This is a genomic window from Nocardiopsis sp. TNDT3 (assembly GCF_003427465.1).
Taxonomy (GTDB): Bacteria; Actinomycetota; Actinomycetes; order Streptosporangiales; family Streptosporangiaceae; genus Nocardiopsis; species Nocardiopsis dassonvillei.
Genome location: NZ_QPFC01000430.1, coordinates 1 through 10336 on the forward strand (window position 1 = coordinate 1; position 10336 = coordinate 10336).

Annotated in this window: 8 protein-coding genes; all 8 read left to right on the forward strand. The window is 73.4% G+C overall.

The features are described from left to right. On the forward strand, positions 1 to 638 hold a 638-nt coding region (gene mraY, locus DQW06_RS11235; RefSeq protein WP_117198408.1), incomplete at its 5' end, for a phospho-N-acetylmuramoyl-pentapeptide-transferase. A 2-nt stretch (positions 639 to 640) separates the two neighbouring features. After that, entirely contained in the window at positions 641 to 2092 is a 1452-nt protein-coding gene (gene murD, locus DQW06_RS11240; protein WP_013151946.1) for a UDP-N-acetylmuramoyl-L-alanine--D-glutamate ligase, read from the forward strand. A 167-nt stretch (positions 2093 to 2259) separates the two neighbouring features. After that, positions 2260 to 3690 carry a putative lipid II flippase FtsW gene (gene ftsW / locus DQW06_RS11245; RefSeq protein WP_071621623.1) on the forward strand — a complete coding sequence of 477 codons (1431 nt, stop codon included), beginning with the start codon at positions 2260 to 2262 and terminating at the stop codon, positions 3688 to 3690. After that, positions 3687 to 4847 (forward strand): undecaprenyldiphospho-muramoylpentapeptide beta-N-acetylglucosaminyltransferase, encoded by a 1161-nt coding sequence (gene murG, locus DQW06_RS11250; RefSeq protein ID WP_013151948.1) that lies wholly within the window; start codon positions 3687 to 3689, stop codon positions 4845 to 4847. The genes ftsW and murG overlap by 4 nt, the downstream gene beginning before the upstream one ends. Continuing rightward, positions 4844 to 6304 carry a UDP-N-acetylmuramate--L-alanine ligase gene (murC, locus tag DQW06_RS11255; RefSeq protein ID WP_013151949.1) on the forward strand — a complete coding sequence of 487 codons (1461 nt, stop codon included), beginning with the start codon at positions 4844 to 4846 and terminating at the stop codon, positions 6302 to 6304. Before murG ends, murC begins: the two co-directional genes overlap by 4 nt. A 56-nt stretch (positions 6305 to 6360) precedes the next feature. After that, positions 6361 to 7089, forward strand: a complete 729-nt coding sequence (locus DQW06_RS11260; protein ID WP_041552353.1) for a cell division protein FtsQ/DivIB — start codon at positions 6361 to 6363, stop codon at positions 7087 to 7089. A gap of 496 nt (positions 7090 to 7585) precedes the next feature. Then, positions 7586 to 9082, forward strand: coding sequence for a cell division protein FtsZ (ftsZ, locus tag DQW06_RS11265; protein ID WP_117198409.1), 1497 nt, complete (start codon positions 7586 to 7588; stop codon positions 9080 to 9082). Between the two features lie 251 nt (positions 9083 to 9333). Continuing rightward, positions 9334 to 10053 (forward strand): peptidoglycan editing factor PgeF, encoded by a 720-nt coding sequence (pgeF, locus tag DQW06_RS11270; RefSeq protein ID WP_071621625.1) that lies wholly within the window; start codon positions 9334 to 9336, stop codon positions 10051 to 10053. Positions 10054 to 10336 lie beyond the last annotated feature (283 nt).

The following is a 10336-nucleotide window of genomic DNA, read 5'->3' on the forward strand; positions in this document are numbered from 1 at the left end:
CCCCCGCCGCCCCCAGCATCTCCTTCCTCCGCGACTTCGGCCCCCCGCTGATGATCGGCCTGTTCGTCCTGTGGGCCCTCTTCCTCATCGTCGGCTTCTCCAACGCGGTGAACCTGACCGACGGCCTCGACGGCCTGGCCACCGGCGCGACGATCCTGTCCCTGGTCGCCTACGTCATCATCGGCAACTGGCAGCTGCGCCAGTCCTGCGTGTCCTACCTCTCGGACAGCTGCTACACGGTCCGCGACCCCCTGGACCTGGCCGTGGTGGCCGCCTCCGTGCTCGGCTCCTGCATCGCCTTCCTGTGGTTCAACGCCCCGCCCGCCAAGATCTTCATGGGCGACACCGGCTCCCTGGCCCTGGGCGGTCTGATCGTGGGCCTGGCCATCACCACCCGCACGCAGCTCCTGCTGCTGCTCATCGGCGGCCTGTTCGTCATCATCACCCTGTCGGTGATGGTCCAGATCACCTCGTTCCGCCTCACCGGCAAACGCGTGCTGCGCATGGCGCCCCTCCAGCACCACTTCGAGCTCAAGGGCTGGGCCGAACCCACCATCGTGATCCGCTTCTGGATCATCCAGGGCCTGTTCGTGGCGATCGCCATCGGGCTCTTCTACCTGGAATGGATGCCGAGGTAGGCATGGCGCACCACGCTTCCCCAACACCGCCCGGCACCGCGCCGGAGGGCGCGCCCCTGCGGGGGCGCCGGGTCTGCGTCGCGGGCCTGGGAGTGTCCGGGCCCCCCGTGGCCAGGGCGCTCCTGGCCCGCGGGGCCCGCGTGACCGTCGTCGACGGCCGCGACGACGACACCGTCCGCCCGGTGGCCGACCGGCTCCGGGCGGAGGGCGCCGAGGTCGTCCTGGGCGACACCCCGCTGCCCGCGGACTGCGACCTGGTGGTCACCTCGCCCGGCTGGCGCCCCGACTCCCCGCTGCTGGTCCGGGCCGCCGAGGCCGGGATCGAGGTCATCGGGGACGTCGAACTCGCCTGGCGGCTCAAGCCCGCCGACCAGGTGTGGCTGGCCGTCACCGGCACCAACGGCAAGACCACCACCGTGCGCATGCTGGAGGCGATGCTGCGCGCGGACGGCCGCGACGCGCTCGCCGTCGGCAACGTCGGCACCCCGGTCGTGGAGGCGGTCCAACCCGACGCCGGGGGCCGTTTCCGCGAGGTCCTGGCGGTGGAGCTGTCCAGCTTCCAGCTGCACTGGTCCTCCAGCCTGCGCCCGCACGCCGCGACCGTCCTCAACATCGCCCCCGACCACCTGGACTGGCACGGCGGCCTGGACCCCTACGCCCGCGCCAAGGGCCGGATCTACGCGCCCGGCACCCTCCGCGTGGTCAACACCGCCGATGCCTGGTCGGTCCGCCTGGCCGAGGAGGACGGCGACCCGCACACGCCGCTGGTCGGCTTCCGCCTGGACACGCCCCGCGCGGGCGAGGTCGGCGTGGTCGAGGACCTGCTGGTGGACCGGGCCTTCGTCGAGGACCCGCACAGCAGCGCCGAGGAGCTGGCCACGCTCTCCGACGTGCGCCCGGCCGCGCCGCACAACGTCGCCAACGCCCTGGCCGCCGCCGCGCTGGCCCGCTCGGTGGGCGTGTACCCCGGTTCGGTCCGGGCCGGGCTGGCCGCCTTCGATCCCGAGCCGCACCGCATCGCCTTCGTGGCCACCGCGGGGGGCGTGGACTACGTGGACGACTCCAAGGCCACCAACCCGCACGCCGCCGCCGCGTCCCTGGGCTCCTACCCGTCCGTGGTCTGGATCGCGGGCGGCCTGCTCAAGGGCGCCGAGGTCGACGACCTGGCCGCGATGGCCGCCGACCGCCTGCGCGCGGCCGTGCTCATCGGCGCCGACCGCGCCCGGCTGCGCGAGGCCCTGGCCGAGCACGCCCCCGGGGTTCCGGTGGTGGAGGTCGAGGGCCCCGCCGACGGGGACGGCACCGTCATGGACGCGGTGGTCGCCGCCGCCGCCTCCCTGGCCGAGGAGGGCGACACCGTCCTGCTGGCGCCCGCGGCCGCCTCCATGGACATGTTCACCGACTACCGCGAACGGGGCCGCCTCTTCGCCGAGGCCGTACTCCGCTTGCCCTGAGTGACGGTTCGCCGCCCGTGCGTGACCGAACACGCGCGGGCGGCCCCCACTGTGCCCTCTGCCACGCCCCCGGGTCGTCAAAGATGGCCAACACGCGCGAAATGTCCACGGCTCCGCACCCGCCGGTACGCCAGTATTGAGGCGCGAATTTCGTGCGGAGGGTGTGGATGGCGGCGACGACGGCGGTTCCCGGGGCGACCCGGTCCAAGGCGCGCGCGGCGGCGGGCGGACGCGAACGCGCCCTGTGGCGTGAGTGGGTCCGCCTGCTGGACCGGCCGCTCACCTCGTACTACCTGATCCTGGGCACCTCGGTCCTGCTCATCGCGCTGGGCCTGATGATGGTGCTGTCCTCCACGATGGTCAACTCCATCGACGAGACCGGCTCGGCCTTCTCGATGTTCCAGCAGCAGCTGGTCTCGGCCGCCCTGGGCCTGCCGCTGATGTTCCTGGCCTCCCACCTGCCCCAGCGGATCTTCCGCCTGGTCGGCTACCCGGCGATGATCGTCTCGGCGGCGCTGCTGCTGCTCACCGTCTTCCAGGGCGTGGAGGTCAACGGCGCCACCCGCTGGCTGGACCTGGGCGGGCTGATCATCCAGCCCTCCGAGCCGGCCAAGCTCGCCTTCGCCCTGTGGGGTGCCAACATCCTGGCCCGCAAGGAGGAGCTGCGCGAGCTCACCGAGTGGCGGCACCTGCTCATCCCGCTGCTGCCCGGATGCGGCCTGCTGGTCCTGCTGGTGCTGATGGGCTCCAACCTGTCCACGGGCCTGGTGTTCCTGGTCACCTTCCTGGGGCTGCTGTGGGTGGTGGGCGCGCCCGGCAGGCTGTTCGGGGCCATGTTCGGCCTGGTCCTGGGACTGGCCGCCATCGCCATCGCCATCGAGCCCTACCGCATGGCGCGCGTCACCTCCTTCCTGGACCCCGAGGCCGACCCCCTGGGCTCGGGCATGCAGTCGCTGCACAGCCTCTACGCCCTGGGCACCGGCGGGGTCTTCGGCGTCGGCATCGGCGAGAGCCGCGAGAAGTGGGGCTTCCTGCCCTTCGCCGAGTCCGACTTCGTCTTCGCCATCATCGGCGAGGAGTTCGGCCTCATCGGCACCCTGCTCATGCTCGCCCTGTTCGGCATGCTCGGCTACGCCGGGATGCGCGTGGCCTTCCGCGTCAAGGAGCCCTTCCCCCGCCTGGCCTCCTTCGCCATCGTCACCTGGATCATGGGCCAGGCCATGATCAACATTGGCGCCGTCATCGGGCTGCTGCCCGTCACCGGCGTCCCGCTGCCCCTGGTCTCCTACGGGGGCTCGTCTCTGGTCACCACCATGGCGGCCCTGGGCGTTCTCCTGGCACTGGCCAAGACCGAGCCGGAGGCGCGCAAGGTGCTGGAGGCCCGGGGTCCCAGTCGGGTGCAAAGGGCTCTAAGCTGGCTGGGCCTGGACAACATCGCCGCCTCGGTGAACAACCTCGGCGGCGCGGCGGCGTCCGGGCGACCCACCACGGCACGCGGCCCGCGCACGGCGGGCGCCCGCGGTGGCAGGACAACGGCCAAGCACAGGAGCGGACCGGTCCCGGCGGGTGACCGGCCAAGGAGGAATCGGCGACGATGAGGGTAGCCCTCGCCGGAGGCGGCACGGCCGGGCATATCGAGCCCGCACTCTCCCTTGCGGACGCGCTGCGGCGCATGGACCCCAGCACGGAGATCCTCTGCCTGGGCACCGAGCGGGGCCTCGAGACCCGGCTGGTGCCCATGCGCGGCTACGAGCTGGGCATCATCCCGGCCGTCCCCCTGCCGCGCAGGCTCACCCCGCAGCTGCTCAGCGTGCCCGGCAAGCTCGCGGGCGCCCTCAGCGCGGCCGGTGAGCACCTGGACCGGCTCCAGGCCGACATCATCGTCGGCTTCGGCGGCTACGTGGCCACGCCCGGCTACCTGGCCGCCCGCCGCAGGCGCATCCCCATCGTCGTCCACGAGGCCAACCCCCTGCCGGGCCTGGCCAACCGGCTGGGCGCGCGCCTGACCCCGCACGTGTTCACCGGCCACCCCCACACCCAGATCCGCAACGGCCGCTTCGTGGGCATCCCGCTGCGCGAGCAGATCACCTCGCTCGACCGGCTGGCCATGGGCGACAAGGCCCGCACCTACTTCGGCCTGCGCCACGACCTGCCCACCCTGCTGATCTTCGGCGGCTCCCAGGGCGCCCAGCGCATCAACGAGACCGCCTACGCCGCCCGCGACGCCTTCCGCGACAGCGGCGTCCAGGTGCTGCACGTGGTCGGCCCCAAGAACGCCGACGAGCCCCAGGACCTCACCCAGATGGGCATCCCCTACGTCGCCGTCCCCTACGTGGACCGCATGGACATGGCCTACGCCGCGGCCGACGTGGCCATGTGCCGCTCCGGGGCGATGACCTGCGCCGAGCTGACCGCCGTCGGCCTGCCCGGCGCGTTCGTGCCGCTGGCCATCGGCAACGGCGAGCAGGCCCTCAACGCCGAGCCCATCGTCCAGGCGGGCGGCGGGATGATGGTCAACAACGCCGACGTCTCCGTCGAGTGGATCACCCAGCAGCTCATCCCGCTGCTCACCGACACCGACCGGGTCGTGGCCATGTCCGAGGCGGCCGCCCGGATGGGCCGCCGCGACGCCGACATGGAGCTGGCCCGCGAGGTCACGGCCATCGCCCGCGGCGACAAACCCACGCCCGACATGCCGGTGTCCGAGGACGACGGCGACGAGGCCTTCTACGACGACGGGAAGGACACCCGATGAGCCTGGTGCGGCCGACCGAGCCGGTGCCCGTGGACAAGCTGGGCCGTACCCACTTCATCGGCCTGGGCGGAGCGGGCATGTCCGGCATCGCCCGCGTGCTGCTCCAGTCGGGGGTGGAGGTCTCGGGCAGCGACGCCCGCGACAGCGATACCCTGCGCGAACTGGAGCAGATGGGCGCCGACGTCCACGTGGGACACGCCGCCGACAACCTCGGCACGGCGGAGACCCTGGTGGTCTCCTCCGCCATCCGCGAGGACAACCCCGAACTGGTCGAGGCGCGCCGCCGGGGCCTGCGCGTGCTGCCCCGGGCCGCGGCCCTGGGCGCGCTGCTGCTGGGCCGCGAGGGCGTCGCCGTCTCGGGCACCCACGGCAAGACCACCACCACGTCCATGGTCGCGGTGGTGCTCCAGCACGTGGGCGCCGACCCCGGCTACGTCATCGGCGGCAAGCTGGTCACCACCGGCCTGGGCGCCGACGCCGGCATCGGCGAGGTCATCGCGGTGGAGGCCGACGAGAGCGACGGCTCCTTCCTCATGCTCTCGCCCAAGATCGCGGTGGTCACCAACGTCGAGGCCGACCACCTGGACAACTACAGCGGTATCGAGGAGATCCACGCCAACTTCGCCTCGTTCGTCGACCGGGTCGAGCGCACGCTCGTCGTGGGAGTGGACGACCCCGGCGCCCGCCGGGTGGCCGAGCTGGCCCGCGAACGCGGCAAGCGGGTGCTCACCTACGGCGAGGCCGAGGACGCCGACTACCGCGTCACCCGGGTGCGCGCCCGCGGCTTCACCACCGAGTTCACCATCCGCACCGCGAACGGCGAGCCCGTGGACGGCCAGCTCGCCGTACCGGGCCGCCACAACGTGCTCAACGCGGCCGCGGCCGTCGCGGTCGCCGACGAGCTGGGCCACGACCTGGAGGTGGCGGTCGAGGGCATCGCCGACTTCGCCGGCGCCGCGCGCCGCTTCGAGCCCAAGGGCGAGGCGGGGGGAGTGGCCGTCTACGACAGCTACGCCCACCACCCCACCGAGATCGAGGCCGACCTGCGCGCGACCCGTGCGGCGCTGGAGTCCCTGGCCGAGGAGGCGCGCGAGGACGGTCGTGAGCACGCCGGGGGCAGGGTCGTCGCCCTGTTCCAACCGCACCTGTACAGCCGCACCCGCATCTTCGCCGAGGAGTTCGCCGCCGCGCTGGGCCTGGCCGACGAGGTCGTGGTCACCGAGGTCTACGCCGCCCGCGAGGACCCCGAGCCCGGGGTCACGGCGGAGCTGATCACCTCGCGTGTCGCGCACGACCGCGTGTGGTACGTGCCCGGCCGCGACGACGCCGTGCTCCGGGTGGCCGAGTTGGCCGGCCCCGGCGACATCGTGCTCACCATGGGCGCGGGCGACGTCACCGAGCTGGGCCCGCGCATCGTCGAGGCGCTCGCGCAGAGGGCCGACGGCCTCGGGGGCTGAGGCGGGAACGGCCAGTGTTGGGGAAGCGGTCGCGCGGACACACGGAAGGGGAGCAGGTGGTCGCTGAGCAGGAGGAGGCGGCTGGGCACGCGGTGCCGCGCAAGCGGTCCGACCCCTGGAAGTTCGCCTTCGTGGCTCTGCTGGTGGTCGCCCTGGTCTGCGTGGTCGCCTGGCTGCTGCTCGGGTCCCGCCTGCTCGTGGTGCGCGACGTCGCGGTCACCGGCCTGGACCGGACCCCCTCCGAGGAGGTGGTCGCGGCCCTGGGCGTGCCCACCGGGACGCCCCTGATCAGGGTCGACCTGGACCGCAGCGAGGAGCGCGCCGAGGCGCTGCCGCTGGTGGAGTCGGCCACGGTCACCCGCGGCTGGCCCGCCACCCTGGAGGTCGAGGTGGTCGAACGCCGACCGCTGCTGGCCGTCCAGGCGGGGGAGGACTACCGGCTGATCGACGCCGACGGCGTGCGCATCGAGGACGCGCCGAGCCTGCCCGACGCCTACCCGCTGGTCCGCGTGACCGGGGAGGTGGAGGGCAACGAGGCCGTCGCCGCCGCCGCCGACATCGTCGGACGGGCACCGGACTCCCTCCTCTCCCGGATCCGGCTCATCGACGCCACCGACCCCGAGGCGATCGTGATCGAACTCGCCGAGGAGGCCCGTGTCGAGTGGGGCTCGCCCGAGGAGACCGCGCGCAAGAGCGACGTCCTGCGGGTGCTCATCGGCGAGCACCCGCCGCAGGAGGAGCGCGTCTACGACGTGTCCGCGCCCGACCTCGCCGTGGTGAGGTGAAGCGTTCCCAGGAACAGGACAGGCAGGGACGCGGCGGCGGGGGCCGGTCCGCCGAGCGGTACGGGCGCGGGCGGGCCGGAGGACCCCGGCGGCACGCCCGGGCGTCCCGCTCGGACATTCCAGACGCGACGCGCCGAGGGCGCACATCGCTTCCCCGTGTCGTGCGCCGTTAGGCTGAACTCGTCATCGGTTGCCCGTGGTCGGCGGTCCGCTTACTGTCGGGAAACACAACCGAACGTCAACAAAGCACCAGAACAGGCTTTTCGGGTACGCGGGAACCGTTCCGCCTCACGGCGGACCGCACCAGCCCCTTCCGGGCGGGTGGACGGAGGCTCCGGCGGTCCGGGGTCCCCCGGTCACGGCGTCGTGGACGACCCGTCGGGGGACCCGAAACGCACACTGTAGAACCGGATGCCGGACCAAAGGCGCCTCCGGTGGCACACAGCCACCGGACGCGGTGGCGGAACGGCGTAAGCGAGCGGAAAGGCCCCTCGTCGTGGCAGCACCGCAGAACTACCTCGCGGTCATCAAAGTCGTCGGCATCGGCGGCGGCGGTGTCAACGCCGTCAACCGAATGATCGAAGAGGGGCTCAAGGGCGTCGAGTTCATCGCCATCAACACTGACGCCCAGGCGCTGCTGATGAGTGACGCAGACGTCAAGCTGGACGTCGGGCGCGAACTCACCCGCGGCCTCGGAGCCGGAGCCAACCCCGATGTCGGCCGCAAGGCCGCCGAGGACCACCGGGAGGAGATCGAGGAGGTCCTCAAGGGGGCCGACATGGTCTTCGTCACCGCCGGTGAGGGCGGTGGAACCGGAACCGGGGGCGCCCCGGTCGTGGCCAACATCGCCCGGTCCCTGGGCGCCCTGACCATCGGCGTGGTCACCCGCCCCTTCGGGTTCGAGGGCAAGAGGCGGGCCACCCAGGCCGAGTCGGGGATAGCGATGCTCCGCGAGGAGGTCGACACCCTCATCGTGATCCCCAACGACCGGCTGCTGTCCATCTCCGACCGCCAGGTCAGCGTGTTGGACGCCTTCAAGGCCGCCGACCAGGTACTCCTGTCCGGTGTGCAGGGCATCACCGACCTGATCACCACGCCGGGACTGATCAACCTGGACTTCGCCGACGTCAAGTCGGTCATGTCCGGGGCGGGATCGGCGCTCATGGGCATCGGGTCGGCGCGCGGGGACGACCGGGCGGTCGCGGCGGCGGAGATGGCGATCTCCTCGCCACTGCTGGAAGCGAGTATCGACGGGGCCCACGGTGTGCTGCTGTCCATCCAGGGCGGCTCCGACCTGGGGCTCTTCGAGATCAACGAGGCGGCACAGCTCGTCGCGAACTCGGCGGCGCCCGAGGCCAACATCATCTTCGGCGCCGTCATCGACGACGCCCTGGGCGACGAGGTGAGGGTCACCGTCATCGCGGCCGGCTTCGACGAGCCGGAGGGAGTGATCCCGGTGGTGCGGGAGCGCCAGCCGGTGGACCCTCCTGAGGCCGCCGCCCCCAAGGCAGGCATCACGTCCGGCAGGGAGGAGAGGACCGCTCCGGCGGCGCCCGCCTCCGCGGACGCGAGCGGGGCGTCGGCCGCCAACATGCCGTGGATCACACCGTCCCGTCCGGCCGAGCCCGCCCCGGAGCCGCAGTGGACGCCGCCGGCGGCCCAGGCTCCGCCGGTCCAGCAGCCGGTCGAGGCCGAGCCCGCCCACCAGGAGCAGTACACCCAGGCCGCTCCGGCCGAGCCGGACCCCGCACAGCAGACCCCGCCCCACGGCACGTCCGCCTTCCAGGCGGAGGCCGAGCCCGCCGAGCCGGTCCGCGCCGAGGAGCCCGCTCCGGCCGAGGAGGAGCCCGCCGAGCGTGAGGGCGGCCACGCGGGTCACATCCACGCGGTTTCGGACGCCACCGCCGAGCGGCGCGGGGACGTGCCCACGCCCCGGCGCCGGGTCATCTTCGACGACCCCGACGACCTCGACGTGCCGGAGTTCCTGAAGTAGCTCCGACCCCGGCCCCAGGGCCGGGGTCGTCGCCGCTTCGGGGCGGTCTCCGCCCAGCCCGGGGCGGTTCGGGCGGTGGTAGTGTCCTGGACCGGGGGGACGGCGAGGCGGGCCCCGCGGGAGCCCGCTCCCGCGAGGAGTCCGCGCCGGAGCCGGAACACGGCCGGTACCGGCCACCGGCCCCGAACGCCCTCCGGGCGACGCGGCCCGGGGTTCCCCCTCCGGCAGGAGCGGGGAGGAAACACCACCGGATGAGCAACGTCATCGACCTGGGCCACGGGGTCCGCGCGGCCGTCACCGAACGGCACGGGGGAGTGAGCGCCCCGCCCTACGACTCGCTCAACATGGGCCTGGGCTCGGGGGACGAACGCGAGGCGGTGCTCGCCAACCGCGAGATCGCCGCCCGCGACCTGGGGTTCGACGTCGACCGGGTCGTGTGGATGCACCAGGTGCACAGCGCCGACGTCCTCGTGGCCACCGGCCCCGGGGGCGCGGGCACCTGCGACGGGGTGGTCACCACCCGCTCCGACCTGGTCCTGGCCTCGATGGCCGCCGACTGCCTTCCGGTCCTGGCCGCCGACGCCGAGGCGGGCGTCCTGGGCGCCGCGCACTCCGGCCGACTGGGCACCGCGAACGGTGTGGCCGCCAACCTGGTCGCGGCGATGGCCGACCAGGGCGCCCGCGCCGACCGGATCACCGTCTTCCTGGGCCCCGCCATCTGCGGCGGGTGCTACGAGGTCCCGCCCCACGTGCGCGACGAGACCGCGCGCGGGGTACCCGAGGCCGCCTGCACCACGAGCCGGGGCACCGCCGGCGTGGACATGCGCGCCGCCGTCACCGCCCAGCTGCGCCGGGCGGGCGTCACCGACATCCGGGCCGACGGCCGCTGCACCCTGGAGAGCCCCGAACTGTTCTCCCACCGTGGTCAGGCGCCGACCGGCAGGTTCGCCGCCTTCCTCTGGCGCGCCTGAACGTCGTACCCGGCCACCAGGACGGTGCCGTGGGACGACCGGGACAGCCCGGTTTCCCCGCCTCCGCGGCGCCCGCGCGCCTCCCGGTCGGCCCCGTCCCCCGGCCCCGCCGTAGGCGCCGAAGGCTTCCCGTTCTCCGGGTGCCCGGACACGAGCAGGACCGCGCCGTAGGTGTCCGTTGAGGGTGCTGGCCGGCGACGGATGGGACGAAGCGAAGCGGAGGCCCGAAGAACACCGCCTCACGCGCGGCCCCCGACGGGCCCGGCGTCCCCGGGGTTCGGGG

What these genes read in the sequence shown, in the direction of transcription:
- murD (WP_013151946.1), top strand. Translation starts at nt 641, where the DNA reads ATGGCGCACCACGCTTCCCCAACACCGCCCGGCACCGCGCCGGAGGGC.
- ftsW (WP_071621623.1), top strand. Translation starts at nt 2,260, where the DNA reads ATGGCGGCGACGACGGCGGTTCCCGGGGCGACCCGGTCCAAGGCGCGC.
- murG (WP_013151948.1), top strand. Translation starts at nt 3,687, where the DNA reads ATGAGGGTAGCCCTCGCCGGAGGCGGCACGGCCGGGCATATCGAGCCC.
- murC (WP_013151949.1), top strand. Translation starts at nt 4,844, where the DNA reads ATGAGCCTGGTGCGGCCGACCGAGCCGGTGCCCGTGGACAAGCTGGGC.
- pgeF (WP_071621625.1), top strand. Translation starts at nt 9,334, where the DNA reads ATGAGCAACGTCATCGACCTGGGCCACGGGGTCCGCGCGGCCGTCACC.